This window comes from Ruegeria sp. CDSC045 (assembly GCF_059610725.1).
Genome location: NZ_JBXWOE010000008.1, coordinates 158012 through 180123, shown reverse-complemented (window position 1 = coordinate 180123; position 22112 = coordinate 158012). Strand labels below are relative to the sequence as shown.

Below are 22112 nucleotides of genomic sequence, written 5' to 3'. Positions count from 1 at the left end.
GCGTCCTTACAAATTGGGATGGGATGAGTTTGGGGCGTTGCCGCCCCTACTCTTCCTCCGCATCCAGGAGTTCCATATTCAGGCCGAGGCCACGGACTTCTTTCACCAGAACGTTGAACGATTCCGGTACGCCCGCTTCAAAGTTATCCTCGCCCTTGACGATCGACTCGTACACTTTGGTCCGGCCGGCGACGTCATCCGATTTCACGGTGAGCATTTCCTGCAGGGTGTAGGCGGCGCCGTAAGCTTCCAGAGCCCAGACTTCCATCTCACCAAAGCGCTGACCACCGAACTGCGCCTTACCACCCAGCGGCTGCTGGGTAACCAGGCTGTACGGCCCGGTTGAACGCGCGTGGATTTTGTCATCCACAAGGTGGTGCAGTTTCAGCAGGTACTTGATGCCCACGGTCACCGGACGTGCAAACTGCTCACCCGTACGACCGTCGAACAGAACCGACTGACCGCTTTGCGAGAAGCCCGCGCGCACCAGAGCGTCATTGACGTCTGCCTCTTTGGCGCCATCAAAGACCGGAGTCGCGATCGGAACACCACGGGTCACGTTGCCCGCAGCCTCGATCAGGTGACCCTCGTCCATGCCAGTGATGCCTTCTTCATAGACATCGTCGCCATAGGCCAGCTTCATTGCTTCGCGAACCGGGGTCAGGTCGCCAGAGCGGCGATATTCACCCAGCGCGTCGTCGATGTTCAGACCCAGACCGCGCGCGGCCCAACCCATGTGGGTTTCAAGGATCTGACCAACGTTCATACGCGAAGGAACACCTAGCGGGTTCAGACAGAAGTCAACCGGTGTACCATCGGCCAGGAACGGCATGTCTTCCATCGGAACAACCTTGGAAATTACACCTTTGTTCCCGTGACGACCGGCCATCTTATCGCCCGGCTGCAGCTTGCGCTTCACGGCGATGAAGACTTTGACCATCTTCATCACACCCGGCGGCAGGTCGTCGCCGCGACGAACCTTCTCGACCTTGTCTTCGAAACGGGCGTCCAGAGCACGCTTTTGCACTTCGTACTGCTCATTCAGAGCCTCAACGATCTGTGCGTCCTGCTCATCTTCCAGCGCCAGCTGCCACCACTGACCACGGGTCAGGGTTTCCAACAGGTCCTCGGTGATCACCGACCCTGGCTTGACGCCTTTCGGGCCTTTGACCGCGGTTTTACCCATGATCAGGCCTTGCAGGCGCGCATAGATGTTGCGGTCCAGGATCGCCAGCTCATCGTCCCGGTCACGGGCCAGACGTTCGACTTCTTCCCGCTCGATCTGCAGCGCACGCTCGTCTTTCTCGACGCCGTGACGGTTGAAGACGCGGACCTCAACGACCGTACCGTAATCGCCTGGCTTCACGCGCAGCGAAGTGTCGCGCACGTCAGATGCTTTTTCGCCAAAGATGGCGCGCAGCAGCTTTTCTTCCGGGGTCATCGGGCTTTCGCCCTTCGGAGTGATCTTGCCGACCAGGATATCGCCCGGTTCAACATCCGCGCCGATGTAAACGATGCCCGCCTCGTCGAGGTTACGCAGCGCTTCTTCACCGACATTCGGAATATCGCGGGTGATCTCTTCCGGACCCAGCTTGGTGTCACGGGCGGCGACTTCAAATTCCTCGATATGGACCGAGGTAAAGACGTCGTCACGCGCAATACGTTCCGAGATCAGGATCGAGTCTTCGTAGTTGTAACCGTTCCAGGGCATGAACGCGACGACCACGTTCTTACCCAAGGCCAGTTCACCCATATCGGTCGACGGACCATCAGCAATGACTTCGCCCTTCTGGACGGTGTCACCCACTTTGATCAGCGGACGCTGGTTGATGCAGGTGTTCTGGTTCGAACGCTGGAATTTGCGCAGACGATAGATGTCAACGCCAGCGTCGCCCAGTTCCAGATCCTCAGTCGCGCGGATAACGATACGCTGGGCATCGACCTGGTCGATGATACCGGCGCGTTTCGCCTGAATCGCAGCACCTGAGTCAATCGCAACCTTTTCCTCGATTCCGGTACCAATCAGCGGTGCCTCGGCCCGCAGCAGCGGAACCGCCTGACGTTGCATGTTCGAGCCCATTAGAGCGCGGTTAGCATCGTCATTTTCAAGGAACGGGATCAGCGATGCAGCAACCGATACCAGCTGTTTTGGGCTGACGTCGATCAGGTCCACATTCTCGCGCGGGGCCAGAGTGTAGTCACCTGACTGGCGGGTCGAAACCAGATCGTTGATGAACTTGCCATCCGTATCCAGTGTCGCGTTCGCCTGTGCCACTGTGTGACGCATTTCCTCGGTCGCGGACATGTAGTGAACCTCATCGGTCACTTCGGCGTCTTTGACGACACGGTACGGTGTTTCGATGAAGCCATACTTGTTCACACGGGCAAAGGTCGCCAGCGAGTTGATCAGACCGATGTTCGGGCCTTCCGGCGTTTCAATCGGGCACATCCGACCATAGTGTGTAGGATGAACGTCGCGCACCTCAAAGCCCGCACGCTCGCGTGTCAGACCACCGGGGCCAAGCGCCGAGAGACGGCGTTTGTGGGTGACTTCCGACAGCGGGTTGGTCTGGTCCATGAACTGCGACAGCTGCGACGAGCCGAAGAATTCGCGGACAGCAGCAGCAGCCGGTTTCGCATTGATCAGGTCCTGCGGCATGACGGTGTCGATCTCGACCGACGACATACGCTCTTTGATCGCGCGCTCCATGCGCAGCAGGCCAACGCGGTACTGGTTTTCCATCAGTTCGCCGACCGAACGCACACGACGGTTGCCGAGGTGGTCGATATCGTCGATGTCCCCTTTGCCGTCACGCAGTTCAACCAGAGCCTTGATGCAGGCCACGATGTCTTCGCGGCGCAGGGTGCGCAGCGTATCGGGCGCATCCAGAGCCAGACGCATGTTCATCTTTACACGGCCAACGGCGGACAGGTCATAGCGCTCGCTGTCAAAGAACAGCGTTTCGAACAGCGCCGAGGCCGCTTCGACGGTGGGCGGCTCACCCGGGCGCATGACGCGATAGATGTCCATCAGCGCTGTGTCGCGGCCCATGTTCTTGTCTGCCGCCATGGTGTTACGCATGTAGGGGCCGACATTGATGTTGTCGATATCCAGAACCGGAATATCGGTGACGCCCGCGTCGATCAGCTCTTTCGCGGTGCCTCCGATCAGCTCGCCGTCTTTGTCGTATTCCAGCGTCAGCTCATCACCAGCTTCGACATAGATCGCGCCGGTTTCTTCGTTGATGATGTCCTTGGCGACAAACTTCCCGACGATGTGATCGAACGGAACCAACAGCTCGGTGACGTTGCCTTCATCGATCAGCTTCTTGACCGCGCGCGGGGTGACTTTCTTGCCCGCTTCGGCAATCACCTCACCGGATTTGGCGTCGATCAGGTCATAGGTCGGACGCGTACCGCGTGCACGCTCGGGGAAGAACGGTGCAATCCAGCCCTTCTTCTTGTCCAGCTTGTACGACACCGTGTTGTAATAGGCGTCCATGATCGCTTCTTGATCCAGACCCAGCGCATACAGCAGGGTTGTCACAGGCAGTTTGCGTCGACGGTCGATACGAGCGAACACGATGTCCTTGGCGTCGAACTCAAAGTCCAGCCAGCTGCCGCGATACGGGATGATGCGGCAGGCAAACAACAGCTTGCCCGAGGAATGGGTCTTGCCCTTGTCGTGGTCAAAGAACACACCAGGCGAACGGTGCATTTGGGACACGATCACACGCTCGGTACCGTTCACAATGAACGTCCCGTTTGGTGTCATCAGGGGCATATCCCCCATGAACACGTCCTGTTCCTTGATGTCTTTGACCGACTTGGCGCCAGTGTCCTCGTCGACATCAAACACGATCAGACGCAGAGTGACTTTCAGCGGCGCGCTGTAGGTCATGTCGCGCTGCATGCACTCTTCGACGTCGTATTTGGGTTTTTCCAAATCGTATTTCACGAACTCCAGAACGGAGGTTTCGTTGAAATCCTTGATCGGGAAAACCGACTGGAACACGCCTTTGATGCCTTCGCCGTCTGTCGGCACATCTGCATCGCCGGAGCGCAGGAATAGATCATAAGAAGATTTTTGCACCTCAATGAGGTTCGGCATCTCCAGCACTTCGCGGATTTTGCCGTAATATTTCCGAAGACGTTTCTGGCCAAGGAACGATTGAGCCATGTCAGATGTCACCTTTCGATGTTCTCAGCGGACAAAGACACCGTCGGGCCCCGGTGCCTTGCACATTAGAGACAACACGTCCGGATCAATTCGTGGCCACCGTCCCGAATGGCAGCCTCCCGATCCATGAACCGCGTCTTAGAAAACACCCCAATCCATGAGGTCCTTTCTAAGACAGGTTCGGCTGGACCCGGATTTCTCCGGGACCAGCCAAATTTCCGGTGCATCTGCGATGCACCAAAAGACTGACTTAGGCCAGTTCGACCTCGGCGCCAGCTGCTTCCAGCTTGCCTTTGATGTCTTCGGCTTCGTCTTTCGACACAGCTTCTTTGATCTTGCCGCCAGCTTCGACCAGCTCTTTGGCTTCTTTCAGGCCCAGACCGGTGATGCCGCGAACTTCTTTGATCACGTTGATTTTCGAAGCGCCGGCGTTCTTCAGAACGACGTCGAATTCGGTTTTTTCTTCCTCAGCTGCGCCACCGGCGTCGCCACCGGCTGCCATGACAACCGCGCCGCCAGCTGCGGGCTCGATGCCATATTCGTCTTTGAGGATGGTTTTCAGTTCTTGTGCTTCCAGCAGGGTCAGACCCACGATGCTTTCTGCGAGTGCTTTCAGATCAGCCATTTTATCAGCTCTTTCCGTTTACAGTGTGTGTTCCAACGTCAGGGTGACTACCCTACGCAGATCATTCAGTGCCAACCGCTTACGCAGCTTCCGCCTTCTCTTCGATGGTGGAAAGGATGCTTGCGATGTTGCTTGCAGGTGCGCCAATTGCGCCAGCGATGTTCGAAGCAGGTGCGCCCAGCATGCCCGCGATAGTAGCAATAAGCTCCTCGCGCGAAGGCATTTTGGACACGGCTTCAACGCCGGCACGATCCAGAGCGTTCTCACCCATTGCACCGCCAAGAATTTCGAACTTTTGGTTCTCTTTGGCGTAGTCCTGGGCCACTTTGGCTGCTGCCACAGGGTCCTCAGAATAGGTCAGAACGGTCATCCCCGTCAGCAGGTCGGCAATGCTTTCACATGGCTTTCCGTCGAGGGCGATTTTGGCGAGCCTGTTCTTGGCAACACGCACGGCACCACCCGCGTCACGAGCACGTGCGCGAAGGTCCTGCATCTCGGCAACTGTCAGACCGGCGTAGTGTGCAACCACTACGACGCCAGAGCTTTCGAAGATTTGGCCGAGCTCGTCGACCACTTTCTCTTTCTGGGCTCTATCCACAGTTTTCTCCAAGTTAGGGGTGATATCTCACCCCGGCTCATATTTGCCGCAGCTTACGCTCCGGCGTTCAGGTCCGTTGTTACGGGATTAGCCAAAATTCGCCCGAGGATCGAAGCCCTCAGAATTCTTTGGTCTTACCCGTCTCAGGCAGGGAATTAAGGGGCCAGATGACACCACCCACCGTCTTGGACGAAACAAAATAAAGCGCACGACGAATCGCACGCTTTACTTCGCAGCTCTCTTTATGGCAGTTACGCCGGGTTTCCAAGGGGTAAATTGGGCAGAAACCGGAAATGATCGAGCAGCGCAGCTGGCACCGGAACAGTGTCCTAGATTGACATGTTCCATGCGCTGAGGTCCAGTCTGGTTAAGCCCCTTTCTTCTTAGGTATCCATCCCTGAATGCTGACCCTCACCACAGACGAATACGAACGCGCGCGCGGCTTTGTTCAGGAGTTCCTGGATCAAACGCCCGAGGATGGACCGGCGGGTTTCGAATGCGTCTATCGTTCTCATGATTTTGCGGGCTCGCGCATAGTGCTCAGGGTCCGGGGTGCGCGCCGGGACTATGCCCTAAAGGTCGATACGGAATCGCCCGGGACGGGACGTTTGCGCGATGAGTTTGACATGCTCGGAAAGCTGACCGCCCATTTTGCACGATACGAATCTGCGGGGGTTGTCGACCCGGTTTACATATCACCGGGTGATGCGTTTTTTGTGACGCAGTTTATTGACCGCCCCACCGCTGCGGATCTTATCCATAACAGCCCGGATGACGACCAGATCGGCCGCATCTATCGCCGCGCCGGATCGTGGCTGAACGACCTGCACAGCTTTCAACCCATCAAGACCTATAGCTTCCGGCCCAGTTGGATGGTCGACAAGCTTCAGGCTTTGCTAGGCCTTGTCCCAGATACAGTGCAGCCTTGGGGGCAGAAGATGGTTCAGCACCTGACCCATGAGGCCGCACAGCTAAAGGGCATAACTGACTTGCTGATCCATGCGCACGGAGATTTTCACAGCCAAAACCTGATCGTCGGGCAAGGTGAGATGATCGGTCTGGATTTTACCGAAGCACGCGAAAAGCTGGCAGTTTACGATATCGTCGACTTTCTGAAATCCGATATCTTTCGCGATGGCACTGAGGATCAAATTGATCAAAGCGGCATCCTGAAAACAAACAAGGACATGTTCTTTCGCAAATACCGCCATCCAATTCAGATGGACGTTCTGGATATGTGTATGCGCGCACGTCTGGTGATGGATTGGCTGGACTTATGGCGATTGGACAGATCCTGCAGCGAATACGAGAGTTTTCGCAGAGACCGCCTGAACCTGCGCCTGCAAGCCGTGTATGAGTGAGGCTGAAAAAGAAAGACCCGAACAGCCTTCACCGTTCGGGTCCAATCATTTTAGCTGTAAGCTAGGGACTTATTCGCCCGCAGCAGCAGCCACATCCAGAGTCACGCCTGGGCCCATGGTCGAGCTCAGCGCGATTTTCTTCATGTAAGTGCCTTTGGCGCCTGTTGGCTTGGCTTTGGCAACAGCGGTCACAAATGCACGAACGTTTTCTGCCAGTTTGGCTTCGTCGAAGGACGCTTTGCCAACGCCAGCGTGCACAACGCCGCCTTTTTCAGCTTTGAACTGAACTTCGCCGCCTTTGGCTGCTTCTACGGCCGCTTTCACGTCCATGGTCACAGTGCCAACCTTGGGGTTCGGCATCAGGTTGCGGGGGCCCAGAACTTTACCAAGACGACCAACGATGGGCATCATGTCCGGGGTTGCTATGCAACGATCGAATTCAATGGTGCCGCCCTGAATGGTTTCCATCAGATCTTCTGCACCAATGATATCCGCCCCTGCTTCTTTCGCTTCGTCAGCCTTGGGGCCACGAGCGAATACAGCAACGCGCATTGTTTTACCGGTGCCATTCGGCAGGCCAACAACGCCACGAACCATCTGGTCCGCGTGACGGGTGTCAACGCCCAGGTTCAGAGCGATTTCGATGGTCTCATCGAATTTCGAAGTTGCGTTGGCTTTGACCAGGGCAACTGCTTCTTCGACCGACAGGTTTTCCTTGCCAGCGACAGCTTCGCGCGCAGCGCGGGTACGTTTACCGAGTTTTGCCATCTTACTTCACCTCGATGCCCATAGAGCGGGCCGAGCCCAGGATGATCTGCATTGCGCCTTCGACGTCGTTGGCGTTGAGATCTTTCATTTTTGCTTCGGCGATTTCACGAACCTGCTTCGAGGTCACGGATGCCACAGTCTCACGACCTGGGTTTTCCGCGCCACGGGGGCGGTTACGCTTGCCAACCGGCTTCAGGCCAGCTGCTTTTTTCAGGTAATAAGACGCAGGCGGCGTCTTGATGTCCATGGTGAAGGACTTGTCCTGGTAATAGGTGATCACGGTCGGGCAAGGCGCGCCTTGCTCCATGTCTGCGGTCTTGGCGTTGAACGCCTTGCAGAATTCCATGATGTTGATGCCGCGCTGACCCAGCGCCGGACCAACTGGCGGCGACGGGTTCGCCTGACCTGCAGGAACCTGCAGTTTCATTGTACCAGCAAGCTTCTTGGCCATTTGGTTTTCCTTTCAACTAAGGTGAAACGCGTTTCACCCAGATTATGTTGCGTGGTCCGATCCGGGATCGCGATCCCGGTAATCTCCCACGAGAGAATCTCGCCCAAAGACGATAGAGGCGGCATGTACAGGGGAACGGAAGTATTGGCAAGGGTTTGAATCACGGCCTGAAGCAGCCACATCGAACCCAAACCGACCCTCGCTCCAAAGCTAAGCAACAGCAAAACAGCATCTGTCACCGCCCAATGAGTTTGCACCCGCTACATGCACAACCTTGCGTGCTATCAGAGCAACTTAGCAGCCGCCATAATTCTTGTTTCCACTCGCCGTGATTGTGTAGGTTCCGCCTCTTGGACCCGTGTAGCACCGTGAGGTCACGCGCCTAACGCTGGCAACCGGTCGGCGGTACGAAGATACTTTCCTGATCTGAGCACCCCACTCACACGCGAGACCATCGCCATCAAGATCCAAATTATGTGGATCAGATACAGGTCCACCAGACGCTAAGAAGAACCTTTGCGCTGCTGCGCCATTCGGAAAGTCATCACAATCATAGTCACCCCCTGCTGCCTCGGATGAAAACGGTCGCTCGTAGGATTTGGTCCGAGCTGTAGACAGGCTGTACTGACCATAATTGCTATTACCACATTGGTTCACTTTTCGAGCAGCCAGCTCTGCTTCGATCATCAGTTTCCCCCGCAATGTCGTACTTGGGAGCCGATATGCGGAACACAGCTCTGCGGACGATGCGCGCGCTACTTTCGAAGACAACACTTCGGGTGACAAAACATCAGCGGTACACGCAGCCAAAATCAAGAAAACAAAATAGATGAACGCACGCATGAAAAACGCCTTGTGGTCACTTTTCGGAAAAAACATTCGGTCAAATCAATAGGGCAGTTATGTACCAACCCAGATCATCAATGTAAACGTTCCGCCAGCCAAGATGCCGCACTGGCTAGGGCAATGCGGCCCCTCAAAATCCACCGAATAAATTTTGCCTCCTGCCTCTGGTCATCCACGCCCTCGACAATCCCGTCGAAATCCACGAATGGACCAGAGTAGGCCGTGACCTTCTCGCCGATTTCGAACGAGATCATCAGCTTGGGCGCTTCGCCATCTCGCTGAGTGATGTAGAAAACCTGGTGCACCTCTGCCTTGCTTGCCAGTTGTCGCGCAAAGGCAAATCAGGACTGTGTGATTGCCAATATCCCAAGCGCGATCAGGCTGGCCCAGCCGATGCGGTGGAGAAAGCGCGGCTCTTTCAGGACGAGCGCGGCAAGGACTACGGATACCGGAATCGAGGCCTGCCGGACTGCGCTGACAGGTGCGGCCTCGGCGCCTAACTGGAAAGCTCTCAGGATAAAAAGATAAGATAGATAGGATGCAATCCCTGCGAATACGATCCGCCACGGGGCGTGTGTCCAGCCTCGTACCACGCCCAGAAATGGGGTCGACATATGGCGATCTTCCCAGGCCCGGATGCCGGCAAGGGTCAATGTCACCAGGATATAACAGTAGAACAGGAAAGGCGCGGGCGTTGTTTTTTGCATAGCGTTTGCGTCGCTCAGCGAATAGGCGGCCGAGCCCAGCATCGCCATGACAGCCAGCGCAAAAGCCTTGTGATCATGCAGCAATCCGCCCGGAGATTTCTGGATCATCAGGCTGCCCATCAGGACCAGCGAAATCCCCACAAGGATGAGCCACGAATACTGTTGATCCAGCGCAAGCCAGCTAAAGGCAACGATGGCAATCGGCGAGGACCGGATGATCGGATAATACACCGAAAGGTTGCCCCGGCGCAGGGCTGAAAGCGTGCCATAGTAATAAAAACTCAACCCCAGGGAAGAAACCAGCACCAGAGGCCAGACCTCGCGGCTGAGGGTCAGGGGCTGGCCAACCAGTCGAGCGTGAAGCGCCGCAAGAATGACCCAGGTCAGCGCTACACCGACATAACAGGACACCGGATGCGCCGTGTCTTTCAACAACAGATCCCGCAGCGGATGTGTCGCCGCCGAAATCAGAACAAGAACAATCAGGCCAAGTTCCATATCTCAGGTCTGATGAAGCGGATTGCGCTGCAGAAAGGTGTTATAGTGCACAGTCATCTGGTCGTCCGCGATCTGCACAACACCATAGGCTGGCGGTTCATCACAGAATTCCCCGTCAACACTGTCGGCAGTCAGAGGGATTTGGTGATTGAGGCTGGGCAGGCTGGTGAACGGGATGCCACGCCAGTTCACATAGGTCATGCGATGGACATGCCCATAGAAGACGTGGCGAATGTTACGCCCGTGATCGAGTGTTTCAAAAAACACTTCGGCTTCGACCAGGCGGATGTCGTCCACATAGGGAATGCCGATGTCAAAAGGCGGGTGGTGCATGAACAAATAGCAGGGCTTATCCCCCGCCGAGATCAGCTGTTCTTTCAGCCAATTCAAGCGCAAGGTGCACAGCTGGCCTTCATGCATATCCGCACCGTCTTTTGTCGTATCCAGAAAGATAAACTTTCCCGCGTCGGTCTCGATGCTGTGCTGAACAAAGCCATTTGAATCCACATGGTCATCCGTAAAGACCGTTCTGAAAACCTGACGATCATCATGGTTGCCGATCATCAGGTGACAAGGAAGCGGGAAACCGTCCAGATGTGACTTGAGCACCTGATAGGCTTCAGCCCTTCCAAACTCGGCCAGGTCGCCGGATATCACGCAAAACGCTGCATCCGAATGCCATTTGGCGATATCCTCAAGGCAACGGGCAAATTGGGTCGAAGGAACGCCGCCATTCAGGTGCCCGTCTTGGTCAACAAGGTGGATATCTGTGATATGTATGAATTTCATCTACCTGCCCACTTGCCTTGCATGGTTGTCCAAATATGCCAGGCGGCCGGGTTCCATCCCGATTGGTTACGACAAAGATTATCCCGATTTCGACAGATCAGTTCCGCCCTGATTTGCCCAGGTCTGATAACGGGCTGAAGGCTCCAAAACAAGAAACGCCGCAGTGCCCAGGGCAACGCGGCGTTGTCAAATTTCGCTAATTGGAAATTAGCTTTGTTTGGTGACCTGAGTGAAGTCCAGCTCGACCGGGGTTTCCCGACCAAAGATCGAGACCGAGACCTTCAGCTTCTGGTTATCGTCATCCACACCTTCGACCATGCCGTCGAAATCTTCGAACGGACCGTCATTCACCTTGACCTTCTCGCCAATTTCGAACGAGATCATCAGCTTGGGCGCTTCTTCGCCCTCCTGGACACGGTTGAGGATCTGGTTCACCTCGGCATCGCGCATCGGCATCGGGCGGCCTTGCGGGCCCAGAAAACCAGTGACCCGGTTGATCGAGTTGACCAGGTGATACCCTTGATCCGACATTTCCATATGTACCAGCACGTAACCCGGCATAAAGCGACGTTCGGTTGTGACTTTCTTGCCCCGGCGCACTTCGATCACCTCTTCGGTGGGCACCAGAACTTCGTCAATGTCATCCTCAAGGCCCTGCTCGGCCACCGACGTGCGGATCTGCTCTGCGATCTTCTTTTCGAAATTCGAAAGAACGCTGACCGAGTACCACCGTTTCGCCATGAACCTGTCGTCCTTGTTTGCCTTCGGCTGCATTCCATGTACCGGAAAAGCCGTTATTGAAAATCTGTCGCGTCACCCGGAATAAAAAGCGGCGCACAGCCCGAATCGCCGCACGCCCATTCCGAATAGTACCGCGTCACCTACTCTGACATCGCAAGCTGTGCAAGGGGGCAGCGACGTTTCCGACCTGCCCGGCCCGGTTTAACCGAACATGCCCAGAATCAGCTGCAGGCCACCACGAATACCAAGATCGACCAGCGCAAAGAACACAGCCGTCAGTGCTGCCATGATGAACACCATGACCGTGGTCAGCAACACCTCGCGGCGGGTTGGCCAGACGACCTTTGAAACCTCGGCACGGACCTGCTGAATAAACTGGATCGGATTCATAGTTGCCATTTGGCTTTGTTCTCTCTGCTAGCGGATGGGCCGGACATAACCGGGCATTGAGGCAATTTCAAGGGGGCCGTCAGGGCTTGGGCTTATCGTCCCATTCGTCGCTTAGAATGCGGCGCGCATCGCCTTCGGGGTCGTCATATTGGTTCGACCGAACGGTATAGATGAACGCAAACAGGCCAACCCCTCCCAAAAGCAGGGAAATCGGTATGAGATAGGCCAGAACTTCCATTCAGATCACCTTAGCCGCAGCGCGTTCAGAGAAACGGTAATGGACGAGGTCGACATTGCCAATGCCGCGATCAGCGGCGTGGCTAGGCCCGCAACCGCCAGTGGCACTGCAATGATATTATAGATGGTTGCAATACGGAAGTTCTCGCGAATCCGTTTCGTTGCCTTAACCGCGGTATCGCAGGCACCCGCAATCGGCGACAGGTCGTTACCCAACAGCACGATATCGGATGCCACTCGCGCAGCATCTAGCGCCGAGGCCGGTGAAATCGACACATGCGCCGCGGCCAGCGCCGCCGTGTCGTTCAGCCCGTCACCAACCATCAGGACGTGGCAGCCTTGATCCCGCAGGCTTTGCACATGGGTTGCCTTGTCCTGCGGCAGGGCCTGCGCAATCCATGTCTCAATCCCCAGCTTACCGGCCAGCGTCTCAACCGCGCCTTGCGTATCGCCCGAGATCAAAATGACCTTTTTCCCCTCATCGCGAAACGCCTGAACCGCCTCAGCCGCACCGGCGCGCAATGTGTCCGAGAACAAGAACACTGAAGGCGCCCGCCCTGCTAACGACAGCCAGGCCGCAGTTTGTTCAGCCTCTTGCCCACCGGTCCATTCGGCGCGTCCCAGACGCACGGGATGGTCTTGAAAGATGCCTTCGGTGCCGTACCCCGGAACTTCAGAGATCCCCTCGACATTTGCGGGCGTGACCCCCGCTTGACGGGCAGCCTGCGCCAGCGCAACAGAGAGCGGGTGCGACGAGGCCTCGGCCAGTGCCAGTGCAATTTCCAGATCGCCGGGCGCATGATCCGCAAGATTGGTCAGCTCCGGCATTCCCGAGGTCAGTGTTCCCGTCTTGTCGAACACAACCGTATCCACCTCAGCCAGGCGTTCCAGCGCTGTGGCGTGTTTGATCAGCATCCCCTTGCGGAACAACCGGCCCGAGGCCGCCGTCGTCACCGCCGGTACGGCCAGACCCAGCGCACAGGGGCAGGTGATGATCAGCACCGCTGCTGCGATATTCAGCGCGGTGCGGATATCGCCGGAATAGATATACCAGCCCAGAAAGCTCAGCGCCGACAGGATATGCACGCCCGGTGCATAAAGCTTGGCTGCCTTATCCGCCAGCGAAGTATAACGCGACCGCCCAGATTCCGCGATGGCCACAAGATCGGCCATGCGGTGCAACGAGGTATCCTCACCCACGGCTGTCGCCCGTACGGTCAATGGACCCGTTAGATTTACCTCACCAGCACTGACCGTCAGACCGGTTTCCGCAAATACCGGCAAGGTTTCACCCGTCAGCAGCGATCGGTCGAGCTCGGATTGCCCGGAAACGATTTCGCCATCCACCGGCATTCGGCCTCCGGGACGTACCAGGATCAGATCACCCACGCTCAGCGTTGCGACGGGCACCTCAACTTCTTGACCATCGGCCAGCCTGATCGCGCGCGGAACTTCCAACGCGGTCAACTCCTCGGCTGCGGATCGGGCGGCGGCGCGAGTACGGTAATCCAGATAGCGACCGGCCAGCAGAAAGAACGTCAGGGTCAGGGCGGCGTCAAAATAGGCGTGCTCACCATTCAGCGCGGTTTCCCACAGCGATGTGGCCAATGCCAACAGGATTGCCAACACGATCGGCACATCCATATTCAGGCGACCGACGCGCAAGGCGCTCCAGGCATTGGCAAAGAAGGGCTGCGCCGAAAACGCGATCGCAGGCAAAGCAATCGCTGCCGAAATCCAGTGGAACATGTCGCGCGTTGCATCGGTTGCCCCTGACCAGACAGAGACAGACAGCAACATTACATTCATCGAGGCAAAACCAGCCACCGCCAACCGCATCAACAGGTCGCGACCAGCTTTGTCGGACTGCGTGGCAGACAGGGATCCAGGGTCCAGCTCGTGCGCCTCAAAGCCTGCGCGTTCAAGCACCGGGATCAGATCGGCGGCCCGCAGATCGGGCGCGGCTTTGACCATCGCGCGTTTCAAGGTCAGGTTCACGCGCGCGTCCTCGACTCCGGGCTGGGCATTCAATTCACGCTCGACCGTGGCAATACAGGCCGAGCAGTGAATTCCCGGCAATGACAGCGCGATCTGCACATCCTGCGGGATCGGCCTTGCGGGCTCTGCCGGGGCGGCGATACAGCCGGGGCAAGCTGCGGTGCCGGAGGACATCTGCGCAGACATCCCCTAGCCCTTCACAAAAAGCGGCACGCGCTGTGCAAACTCGGCCCCGCTGTGATCTTTGGCAACCAGCCGAATGTTCCAGTTGCCCGGACCCAGCGATGCCGGAGTCGCATATGCAGTCCCGTCGAATGTGAAATCAGGAGCAAAATCATCTTTGACATGGGTCGCGCGGCCCACAACGGCCTGCAGGTCAGCCACCTTGACCGGTGCGCCCGTCTGATCGGTTATATGCAGGATCAGCAAGCCGCCCGACATCTCGGCGCGGATAAACCAGCCCAGCGCCTGATGTTCCTTCAGGCGTTCGTTGAATTCCTGGCTGGCCACATAAGAATTCTTGACCTCGAGCCCCGGAAAGGTCTTCACCGCGCTATAGGCCAGAACCAGGTTCACCGTGATGATCACGCCAAAGGATGCAACGAACACAGCCAGCGCATGTTTGCCGGTGAATTTACGTTCAGCCATGTTCAGTTCCCTCGTCCGTTAAACGTGGTGTCCTTATAGGCGCGCTCACCGCTCTGCAGGTCTTCGACCCAGATGCGGACCGGCGTTGTATCCAAAGTTGCTGGCCCGGTGTCGCCCGATGCGACGATGTAAACACGGGTCAACTGTGCCGTATCCGCCGTCACATTGACAGTCTCACCTTCAACCCCCTCGATCTGTATCTTCAGGGCCGGATCACCGGACAGGGTCAGTTGGAATGGGCGGTCCTCGCCATGTTTGTTCCGCAGTCGTACATCATAAGTGTTACGGATAGTGCCGTCAGAAAGGGTTACAAATGTCGGGTTTCGCACCGGCGCTACGGTCAGATCAATGTCAGACCGGATGAACAGGGCGAACAAAAGCGCGAAGCCAACCGCAGACCACATACCCGTATACATAATGGTCCGAGGCCGCAGGATGTGTTTCCAGACATTCTTGGGCGGATGACCGGCGCGTTCACTCGATTCGTCGCTCAACGCCATGTAGTCGATCAAGCCACGCGGCTTGCCAATTTTGGCCATCATGTCATCGCAGGCGTCGATGCACAGCGCACAGGTGATACATTCAAGCTGCTGACCATCGCGGATGTCGATACCGACAGGGCAGACATTCACACAGGCCATGCAATCAATGCAGTCCCCAAGATCGGAATCCGCGGTCCGCTTGCCTTTGCCGCGCGGTTCACCGCGCCATTCGCGATACCCAACCACCAGAGTATCCTCGTCCATCATCGCGGCCTGAATGCGCGGCCAGGGACAGGCGTAAATACAGATCTGCTCGCGTGCGAACCCACCGAACAAAAAGGTCGTCCCCGTCAGGATCAATATGGTTGTATAGGCGACCGGATGTGCATTTCCGGTCACTAGATCACGGACAAGCGTTGGCGCATCCGCGAAATAGAACACCCAGGCACCACCCGTTGCCAGACCAATAAACAGCCAGGCGACCCATTTGGTGACGCGCAGCCTTGCTTTGTGGAAATCCATCTTTTTCTGACGATGCAGGCGCAGACGGGCGTTTCGATCACCTTCGATCCAGCGCTCGACCAAGATATACAAATCAGTCCAGACGGTCTGCGGGCAGGCATAGCCGCACCACACGCGCCCCAGCGCCGATGTAAACAGAAACAGGCCCAGACCGGCCATGATCAGCAACCCGGCCACGAAATAGAACTCGTGCGGCCAGATCTCGATCCAGAAAAAGTAAAAGCGCCGGTTGGCCAGATCCAGCAGCACCGCCTGGTCCGGAAGGCTGGGACCGCGATCCCATCTGATCCAGGGTGTGACGTAATAGATCCCCAGCGTTACCGCCATGATGAACCATTTCAGGTTGCGAAACGGGCCGGACACGCGGCGGGGAAAGATCGGTTCGCGCGCTGCGTATAGGCTGGGGGCGGGGTCGGAATCGCTCACGGGCTGGCTCCAGATGTAGCTGTTCTACGGCGTCTTCTTCCAGATCATACGGGCAGCCACTTTGACATGGGTCAAAAGCGCATCGTAAAGACACCTTTTGTCACATCTTACCAGCTTGCCGCCTGAGCCACCTGATAAATATCTTCACCCCTGGACGAAGCGGCATATTACCGGTGACAATATGGTATCCGCGCCCGTCGGGTTCGCGGAACAGTTCGACCAATCGACCCGCAATGATATCCGCTTCGACAAAATGCCGCACGGTGGCTGTTACACCCTGCCCGGCGCGCACTCCCTCAAGCAGCAGGTTTCCCGGCAAGGCGATGCGGCCAGCGCCGGGGCTGTGGTCCACGCCGTGACGGGCCAGCCATTGCGTTGCCTCCGTTGTGCCGAACTCCTCAAGCCAGGGCAGACGGCTGAGTGCTTTAGGTGTCACAGGTGCCCGCCCAGTCAACAGGGATGGCGCAGCGACAATCACGATCGGACTTTGCAACAGCAGTTCGGCCGTCACATCGGGCCAGTCCCCTGCCCCATATCTGATCGCCAGATCCACGCCGCCCGGGCGCAGATCGACCAACCGGGGCGAAGGATCCAGCGCAAGGTGAATGCCTGGATGCTCGGCCTGAAATGCGGGCAAGCGCGGCATAAGCCACGAAGCTGCGAAAGAGGCCGTCAGCGATACGTGGACCGGGCGATCCTCGGTTGTACGCTTCAGGTCAGTGACCGCCGCACCTATGGCCCCAAATCCCAAATGCAGGGCACGCGCCAGAACCTTGCCCTCGGCCGTCAGGGTCATGGATTTACCGGATCGGTCCAGAAGGGCCAGATCCAGGTGTTTTTCAAGCGCACGCAGTTGTTGGCTGATCGCTGCGTGACTGACATTCAGCGACGCCCCTGCCTGAACAACATTTCCAGTCTCAGCAAAGGCAGAAAAGGCGCGCAAAGCCGCAAGCGGCGGCATATCCATCCAGTTCATCTGTAAGTCCTACTTACATATTGGAATCGTAATTGAGTCGCATTTATCAGGCTAAAGATCAATCCTGATAACAGCGGCAACACAATCCAGGAGGGATCAGATGCTTGCGATACTGGCACGAAGTTTCATGGTAGCCACCAAAACAGAGGCTAACGGCAAAGGCACTGGCACAGATAGCCGCGACCTTGCGCGCAGCAGCTGGCTGCCGGACCATCACTGGTGGATTGAAAAGTCTGGCCCGCGCGAAAAGGCGCATCTGGACTGCACCAATGGGGGCCTGTAGTCTGATAATAGTAGCACCGGCTGTTCAGGAAACGCGCGAACAGAGAGAACAGCCGGTGCCTTAACCTTCGGGCGGCGAACCGTCCGAAGGTATTCTTTTGGCCTTACTGACCGCCACCCAACTGGTGGACATAGGCCGTCACAGCGCGGATCTGCGCGTCGGTAAGGCGGTTTTCCCAAGCAGGCATTACACCGAAACGGCTATTGGTCACGGTCTCAGTCAATGCCTCTGCGTCGCCACCATAGAGCCAGATCGCATCGGTCAGGTTGGGTGCGCCCTGAAAGACGTCACCAGTGCCATCCTCGCCATGACAGGACGAACAGTTATCTTCGAAGACAACCTTGCCTGCCTGCGCAGCTACGTCATCAGTCTGCGCATTGGTCAGGGACATCACGTATTGAACCACTTGGGTGATCTCGTCATGTTCCAGGATTTCGCCAAATGCAGGCATTTCGGAATAGCGCGCATCGTCGCTTTCCTCGTTGCGAATGCCATAGGCGATTGTGGTCTCGATATCCTCAAGCGAACCACCCCACAGCCAGGCGTCATCCAGCAGGTTCGGGAATCCTGGTGCACCCTGCGCGCCTGAGCCGTGGCATTGCGCACACCAGGTACGGAACACCGCGCCCCCGGCATTCGCCGCGTATTGCTGCAGTTCGGGATCTGCCGAGATATCTTCAAGCGATGATTCCACAAGCTTGGCGTTCCAAGGGGCATTCGCCTCTTCAAACGCAATCATCTCTTCTTGTACCAGAGCGCGAGAGGACCAGCCCAAAACGCCAGCAGTGGCGGATTGAACCAAGGGCCATGCGGGATACATGATCGTATAGATTACCGCCCAGAAGATGGTGGCGTAGAATGTCCACAACCACCAGCGCGGCATCGGGTTTTCGAATTCTTCGATACCATCCCAGCTGTGGCCGGTTGTACTCGGATCACCCGGCTGTTTTTCAGGTGTCTTGCTCATTGCCGCGCCTCCTTGGATGTGGCGGGATTGTCGTCGCCCCGCAGGGGCGCTGGTGCATCATCATGCCGAAACGGGATATTCGCGGTGTCCTTGTATTCCTTGCTGGAACCCGGGCGAAAAACCCAGATTATGATCCCAACAAAGAAAACAAAGAGCAGCAGCAACATCCAGCTATCCGCGAATTGCCGTAAGAGTGTATATTCTTCCATCACACCCTCCTTTACCGGTTCGCGTCTGGGGTGAAGGTCGAGAAATCGACCAGCGTTCCCAGCATCTGCAGATAAGCGACCATCGCATCCGCTTCAGTCAGCTCGGGCTGACCATCGAAGTTCCGCACGCTGACCTTGTCACCATAGCGTTCCAGCAGGCCGTCATAGTCACTGTCGGGATCGGCCTGCGCCCGGAAATCCGCCACGGCGTTCTCCAGCATCTCTTCGGTATAGGGCGTGCCTACCAGCGCATTCGCCTTCATGACATCACCGATGTACTTACCGTCAATCTTGCGATGCTCGAGGAAGCCGTATTTCGGCATTACAGATTCAGGCACCACCGACTGCGGGTTGCGCAGGTGATCCACATGCCACTGGTCAGAATAACGACCACCGACACGGGCCAGATCAGGGCCGGTGCGTTTGGACCCCCACTGGAACGGATGATCATACATTGATTCAGCCGCCAGCGAGTAGTGGCCATAGCGCTCGACCTCATCCCGCATCGGGCGGATCATCTGACTGTGGCAGACATAGCAGCCTTCGCGGATATAGATGTCACGGCCCGCCATTTCCAAGGGGGTGTAAGGGCGCATGCCCTCCACCTTTTCGATGGTGTTCTCAAGATAGAACAGCGGGGTGATCTGCACGATGCCACCGATGGTCACGACCAGAAAGCTGAAGATCAGCAGGAGGGTCGCGTTGGTCTCGAGGATCTTATGTTTGTCGAGAATTGCCATTGCTCCGGCCCTCCTTATTCAGCCGGGACCGCGACGGTCAGGCTGGCCTCTTTGGCCGGCGCTTTCCGCACAGTCATCCACAGGTTGTAGCACATGATCAGCGCCCCAGCGAGGAACATGACCCCACCCAGAGCTCGCACCACATACATCGGGAACTTGGCAGCCACGGTGTCGGCGAACGAGTTCACAAGGAAACCGTTGGCATCCACTTCGCGCCACATCAGGCCTTCCATGATACCTGTCACCCACATCGACGCGGCGTAGAGCACGATGCCGATAGTGGCGAGCCAGAAGTGCCAGCTGACCATTTGCAACGAATACAGACGCTCACGCTTCCACAAGACAGGAACCAGGAAGTACAGCGCACCAAAGGTGATCATGCCGTTCCAACCCAGCGCACCCGAATGCACGTGACCAATGGTCCAGTCGGTATAGTGGCTCAAAGAGTTAACCGCTCGGATCGACATCATCGGGCCCTCAAAAGTGGACATGCCATAGAAGCCGACCGAAATCACCATCATCCGGATCACCGGGTCCGTACGCAGCTTGTCCCACGCACCCGATAGGGTCATCAGGCCGTTGATCATGCCACCCCAGGACGGCATCCACAGCACGATCGAGAACACCATGCCCAGTGTCGAGGCCCAGTCGGGCAGCGCGGTATAGTGCAAATGGTGCGGACCAGCCCAGATATACAGGAAGATCAGCGCCCAGAAGTGGATGATCGACAGCTTGTAGCTGAACACCGGACGTTCGGCCTGTTTCGGGATGAAATAGTACATCATGCCCAGAAAGCCGGCTGTCAGGAAAAAGCCCACAGCGTTGTGGCCGTACCACCACTGGATCATCGCGTCCTGAACGCCTGACCAGACGATGACAGATTTCGAACCCCAAATGCTGACGGGGATAGTCATGTTGTTGACCAGATGCAGCATGGCGACGGTAACGATAAAGGCCAGGTAGAACCAGTTCGCCACATAGATATGAGGCTCTTTCCGCCTGACGATTGTTCCCAGGAACACGGCAAGATAGGCCACCCAGACGATGGTCAGCCACAGATCGACATACCACTCCGGCTCGGCGTATTCCTTGGACTGGGTTCCGCCCAGCACATACCCGGTCGCAGCCAGCACAATGAACAGCTGGTAGCCCCAGAAAACGAACCATGCCAGATTGCCGCCCCACAGGCGCGCGGCGCTGGTCCGCTGGACGACGTAGAAGGACGTTGCGATTAGTGCGTTGCCGCCAAAGGCAAAGATAACCGCCGATGTATGTAGCGGACGCAATCGGCCAAAATTCAGATATCCTTGTGCCCATTCAAAGTTCAGCACCGGATAGGCCAGCTGAAAGGCGATGAATGTCCCGGCAAGAAAACCAACCACGCCCCAAAAGGCCGTCGCGATTACGCCGTAACGGACCACATCGTCCATGTATTCGCCTGAACGATCTATGAGGATATCTGGCTCATCCGTGTTTCTAAGCGTCCAGATGAACAATCCCGCGGCGATCAACATCACCAGAATTGCATGCACCTGATACGCCAAATCGCGTGCATAATTGGTCCCGATCGCTGCAAACAGCACGATCAGACCAAGCACGATCAGCTTGATGTAATTTGACATATTGCGTCCCTTTGCCATGCTCCGCGCGATTCTTTTTTGTCGCGGAACCCATTTGACTGGTCGTTGTTTTGTCCGAGGACAGCCCAAACTGCTTTGATCTGTATCAAGACAGAATAGCGAATATTATGACAAGGCTACAGAAATGATTTGGCCGGAATGTCGCGGACGGAACGGCCCTGGAGGCAAGAGGTCAAGATGGCGTATAAGTCCCTTCTCACAGTTCTAACGGAAACGGAACAATCGGCCCCGGCGCTGGCACAGATGGCAGCCCTGGCCACAGCCCAGGATGCGCATGCCGAAGCCCTGTGCCTGGGGGTCGATCGCAGTCAGACCGGTTATTACTATGCTGGCGCCAACGCGCTGATTCTGCAGGAGACCCTGTCCCGCGCCAAAGCAGAGGCCGAGGACACCCTGCACTATGCAGAGACCTATCTGAACAGTTCCGGCGTACGCTGGTCTGCGGAAAGCGGCGTGGCCCAGATTGCCGATATTGGTCGCCACGTTGCCCATCGGGCGCGGTTCTCGGACCTTGTTATTTTGCCGCAACCTTACGGAAAAGACCGCAGCGTCGAAGCAGAGCCTATCGTCGAGGCAGCCATGTTCGAAGGTCACGCTCCGGTTCTGGTCATACCCGAAAACACGACGCCTTTTGACAAGCCCGGTACTGTCTTGGTCGGCTGGAACGAAAGCGTCGAAGCCATGCGCGCAATTCGCTGCGCCCTACCCTTCCTGATCGGGGCCGATCAGGTGCGGATCGTGGTGATCGACCCACCAACGCATGGGCCGGATCGCTCGGACCCCGGTGGGTTGTTGTCCCAGATGCTGTCGCGCCACGGAGTTAAGTGCGAAATCGACGTGCTCAGCAAAACAATGTCGCGTGTATCGGACATCCTGAACCGCCATGCGACGGATACCGAAACAGATATGATCGTCATGGGCGCCTATGGGCATTCCCGATTCCGAGAAGCCATCCTGGGCGGCGCGACACGCAATATGCTGGAACAATCGACTGTTCCGGTGTTCATGGCACATTGAAACGGCAGAGCCG

General features: G+C 56.9%; 22 protein-coding genes. 3 read left to right on the top strand and 19 right to left on the bottom strand.

The window, feature by feature from the left end; genetic code table 11:
* Positions 1 to 46: 46 nt before the first annotated feature.
* The 3 genes from rpoB to rplJ form a co-directional block, all read right to left on the bottom strand.
* Positions 47 to 4180 (bottom strand): DNA-directed RNA polymerase subunit beta, encoded by a 4134-nt coding sequence (gene rpoB / locus AC2FH6_RS15125; RefSeq protein WP_271949830.1) that lies wholly within the window; start codon positions 4178 to 4180, stop codon positions 47 to 49.
* 250 nt (positions 4181 to 4430) lie between these two features.
* Positions 4431 to 4805 carry a 50S ribosomal protein L7/L12 gene (gene rplL, locus AC2FH6_RS15120; protein ID WP_142636911.1) on the bottom strand — a complete coding sequence of 125 codons (375 nt, stop codon included), beginning with the start codon at positions 4803 to 4805 and terminating at the stop codon, positions 4431 to 4433.
* Between the two features lie 79 nt (positions 4806 to 4884).
* Positions 4885 to 5403, bottom strand: a complete 519-nt coding sequence (gene rplJ / locus AC2FH6_RS15115) for a 50S ribosomal protein L10 (protein WP_142636913.1) — start codon at positions 5401 to 5403, stop codon at positions 4885 to 4887.
* Between the two features lie 401 nt (positions 5404 to 5804).
* Between rplJ and AC2FH6_RS15110 the strand changes: the two genes are divergently transcribed.
* Positions 5805 to 6764: a phosphotransferase gene (locus tag AC2FH6_RS15110; RefSeq protein ID WP_496703382.1), complete on the top strand. Its 960-nt coding sequence runs from the start codon at positions 5805 to 5807 to the stop codon at positions 6762 to 6764.
* Positions 6765 to 6833: 69 nt separating this feature from the next.
* Here AC2FH6_RS15110 and rplA read toward each other — a convergent pair whose 3' ends face one another.
* The 12 genes from rplA to AC2FH6_RS15050 all read right to left on the bottom strand — a co-directional run bounded on the left by rplA (position 6834) and on the right by AC2FH6_RS15050 (position 17243).
* Complete coding sequence (rplA, locus tag AC2FH6_RS15105; protein WP_142636917.1) at positions 6834 to 7532, bottom strand: 50S ribosomal protein L1; 699 nt, start codon at positions 7530 to 7532, stop codon at positions 6834 to 6836.
* 1 nt (position 7533) lies between these two features.
* Complete coding sequence (rplK, locus tag AC2FH6_RS15100) at positions 7534 to 7983, bottom strand: 50S ribosomal protein L11 (RefSeq protein ID WP_085823307.1); 450 nt, start codon at positions 7981 to 7983, stop codon at positions 7534 to 7536.
* A 920-nt stretch (positions 7984 to 8903) separates the two neighbouring features.
* Positions 8904 to 9134 carry a hypothetical protein gene (locus AC2FH6_RS15095; RefSeq protein WP_496703380.1) on the bottom strand — a complete coding sequence of 77 codons (231 nt, stop codon included), beginning with the start codon at positions 9132 to 9134 and terminating at the stop codon, positions 8904 to 8906.
* Between the two features lie 36 nt (positions 9135 to 9170).
* On the bottom strand, positions 9171 to 10034 hold the full coding sequence (locus tag AC2FH6_RS15090) for an EamA family transporter (RefSeq protein WP_496703378.1): 864 nt from the start codon (positions 10032 to 10034) through the stop codon (positions 9171 to 9173).
* Positions 10035 to 10037: 3 nt separating this feature from the next.
* Complete coding sequence (locus AC2FH6_RS15085; RefSeq protein ID WP_496703376.1) at positions 10038 to 10823, bottom strand: phosphodiesterase; 786 nt, start codon at positions 10821 to 10823, stop codon at positions 10038 to 10040.
* Between the two features lie 207 nt (positions 10824 to 11030).
* Positions 11031 to 11564: a transcription termination/antitermination protein NusG gene (gene nusG / locus AC2FH6_RS15080; protein ID WP_142637254.1), complete on the bottom strand. Its 534-nt coding sequence runs from the start codon at positions 11562 to 11564 to the stop codon at positions 11031 to 11033.
* Between the two features lie 201 nt (positions 11565 to 11765).
* Positions 11766 to 11963 carry a preprotein translocase subunit SecE gene (gene secE, locus AC2FH6_RS15075; protein WP_142636925.1) on the bottom strand — a complete coding sequence of 66 codons (198 nt, stop codon included), beginning with the start codon at positions 11961 to 11963 and terminating at the stop codon, positions 11766 to 11768.
* Between the two features lie 70 nt (positions 11964 to 12033).
* Positions 12034 to 12192: a cbb3-type cytochrome oxidase assembly protein CcoS gene (gene ccoS, locus AC2FH6_RS15070; protein ID WP_142636927.1), complete on the bottom strand. Its 159-nt coding sequence runs from the start codon at positions 12190 to 12192 to the stop codon at positions 12034 to 12036.
* Positions 12193 to 12197: 5 nt separating this feature from the next.
* Entirely contained in the window at positions 12198 to 14375 is a 2178-nt protein-coding gene (locus tag AC2FH6_RS15065) for a heavy metal translocating P-type ATPase (protein WP_496703374.1), read from the bottom strand.
* Between the two features lie 3 nt (positions 14376 to 14378).
* On the bottom strand, positions 14379 to 14837 hold the full coding sequence (locus AC2FH6_RS15060; protein ID WP_496703372.1) for a FixH family protein: 459 nt from the start codon (positions 14835 to 14837) through the stop codon (positions 14379 to 14381).
* Between the two features lie 2 nt (positions 14838 to 14839).
* Positions 14840 to 16267: a cytochrome c oxidase accessory protein CcoG gene (ccoG, locus tag AC2FH6_RS15055; protein ID WP_281973105.1), complete on the bottom strand. Its 1428-nt coding sequence runs from the start codon at positions 16265 to 16267 to the stop codon at positions 14840 to 14842.
* A gap of 100 nt (positions 16268 to 16367) precedes the next feature.
* Positions 16368 to 17243, bottom strand: coding sequence for a LysR family transcriptional regulator (locus AC2FH6_RS15050; protein ID WP_496703370.1), 876 nt, complete (start codon positions 17241 to 17243; stop codon positions 16368 to 16370).
* 100 nt (positions 17244 to 17343) lie between these two features.
* Here AC2FH6_RS15050 and AC2FH6_RS15045 point away from each other — a divergent pair, with 100 nt between their 5' ends.
* The gene (locus AC2FH6_RS15045; protein ID WP_281973103.1) at positions 17344 to 17526 is read left to right on the top strand and encodes a hypothetical protein; all 183 of its coding nucleotides are present in this window, start codon (positions 17344 to 17346) and stop codon (positions 17524 to 17526) included.
* Between the two features lie 103 nt (positions 17527 to 17629).
* Here AC2FH6_RS15045 and ccoP read toward each other — a convergent pair whose 3' ends face one another.
* The 4 genes from ccoP to ccoN are packed head-to-tail and all read right to left on the bottom strand — an operon-like array spanning position 17630 to position 21064.
* A complete protein-coding gene (gene ccoP, locus AC2FH6_RS15040) occupies positions 17630 to 18493 on the bottom strand; it encodes a cytochrome-c oxidase, cbb3-type subunit III (protein ID WP_496703369.1) in 864 nt (287 codons plus the stop codon).
* Positions 18490 to 18702 (bottom strand): cbb3-type cytochrome oxidase subunit 3, encoded by a 213-nt coding sequence (locus tag AC2FH6_RS15035; RefSeq protein WP_142636941.1) that lies wholly within the window; start codon positions 18700 to 18702, stop codon positions 18490 to 18492. The genes ccoP and AC2FH6_RS15035 overlap by 4 nt, the downstream gene beginning before the upstream one ends.
* Before the next feature lie 11 nt (positions 18703 to 18713).
* A complete protein-coding gene (ccoO, locus tag AC2FH6_RS15030) occupies positions 18714 to 19442 on the bottom strand; it encodes a cytochrome-c oxidase, cbb3-type subunit II (protein WP_142636943.1) in 729 nt (242 codons plus the stop codon).
* Between the two features lie 14 nt (positions 19443 to 19456).
* Positions 19457 to 21064: a cytochrome-c oxidase, cbb3-type subunit I gene (ccoN, locus tag AC2FH6_RS15025; protein WP_142636945.1), complete on the bottom strand. Its 1608-nt coding sequence runs from the start codon at positions 21062 to 21064 to the stop codon at positions 19457 to 19459.
* Positions 21065 to 21259: 195 nt separating this feature from the next.
* On the opposite strand from ccoN, the gene AC2FH6_RS15020 reads away from it, so the two are divergent.
* Entirely contained in the window at positions 21260 to 22099 is an 840-nt protein-coding gene (locus AC2FH6_RS15020) for a universal stress protein (protein ID WP_142636947.1), read from the top strand.
* Positions 22100 to 22112 lie beyond the last annotated feature (13 nt).

What these genes read in the sequence shown, in the direction of transcription:
- secE (WP_142636925.1), bottom strand. Translation starts at nt 11,963, where the DNA reads ATGGCAACTATGAATCCGATCCAGTTTATTCAGCAGGTCCGTGCCGAG.
- AC2FH6_RS15085 (WP_496703376.1), bottom strand. Translation starts at nt 10,823, where the DNA reads ATGAAATTCATACATATCACAGATATCCACCTTGTTGACCAAGACGGG.
- ccoN (WP_142636945.1), bottom strand. Translation starts at nt 21,064, where the DNA reads ATGTCAAATTACATCAAGCTGATCGTGCTTGGTCTGATCGTGCTGTTT.
- rplA (WP_142636917.1), bottom strand. Translation starts at nt 7,532, where the DNA reads ATGGCAAAACTCGGTAAACGTACCCGCGCTGCGCGCGAAGCTGTCGCT.
- AC2FH6_RS15020 (WP_142636947.1), top strand. Translation starts at nt 21,260, where the DNA reads ATGGCGTATAAGTCCCTTCTCACAGTTCTAACGGAAACGGAACAATCG.
- rpoB (WP_271949830.1), bottom strand. Translation starts at nt 4,180, where the DNA reads ATGGCTCAATCGTTCCTTGGCCAGAAACGTCTTCGGAAATATTACGGC.
- rplK (WP_085823307.1), bottom strand. Translation starts at nt 7,983, where the DNA reads ATGGCCAAGAAGCTTGCTGGTACAATGAAACTGCAGGTTCCTGCAGGT.
- AC2FH6_RS15065 (WP_496703374.1), bottom strand. Translation starts at nt 14,375, where the DNA reads ATGTCTGCGCAGATGTCCTCCGGCACCGCAGCTTGCCCCGGCTGTATC.
- nusG (WP_142637254.1), bottom strand. Translation starts at nt 11,564, where the DNA reads ATGGCGAAACGGTGGTACTCGGTCAGCGTTCTTTCGAATTTCGAAAAG.
- AC2FH6_RS15050 (WP_496703370.1), bottom strand. Translation starts at nt 17,243, where the DNA reads ATGAACTGGATGGATATGCCGCCGCTTGCGGCTTTGCGCGCCTTTTCT.
- AC2FH6_RS15045 (WP_281973103.1), top strand. Translation starts at nt 17,344, where the DNA reads ATGCTTGCGATACTGGCACGAAGTTTCATGGTAGCCACCAAAACAGAG.
- AC2FH6_RS15060 (WP_496703372.1), bottom strand. Translation starts at nt 14,837, where the DNA reads ATGGCTGAACGTAAATTCACCGGCAAACATGCGCTGGCTGTGTTCGTT.
- ccoP (WP_496703369.1), bottom strand. Translation starts at nt 18,493, where the DNA reads ATGAGCAAGACACCTGAAAAACAGCCGGGTGATCCGAGTACAACCGGC.
- ccoO (WP_142636943.1), bottom strand. Translation starts at nt 19,442, where the DNA reads ATGGCAATTCTCGACAAACATAAGATCCTCGAGACCAACGCGACCCTC.
- AC2FH6_RS15035 (WP_142636941.1), bottom strand. Translation starts at nt 18,702, where the DNA reads ATGGAAGAATATACACTCTTACGGCAATTCGCGGATAGCTGGATGTTG.
- AC2FH6_RS15090 (WP_496703378.1), bottom strand. Translation starts at nt 10,034, where the DNA reads ATGGAACTTGGCCTGATTGTTCTTGTTCTGATTTCGGCGGCGACACAT.
- rplL (WP_142636911.1), bottom strand. Translation starts at nt 4,805, where the DNA reads ATGGCTGATCTGAAAGCACTCGCAGAAAGCATCGTGGGTCTGACCCTG.
- AC2FH6_RS15110 (WP_496703382.1), top strand. Translation starts at nt 5,805, where the DNA reads ATGCTGACCCTCACCACAGACGAATACGAACGCGCGCGCGGCTTTGTT.
- ccoS (WP_142636927.1), bottom strand. Translation starts at nt 12,192, where the DNA reads ATGGAAGTTCTGGCCTATCTCATACCGATTTCCCTGCTTTTGGGAGGG.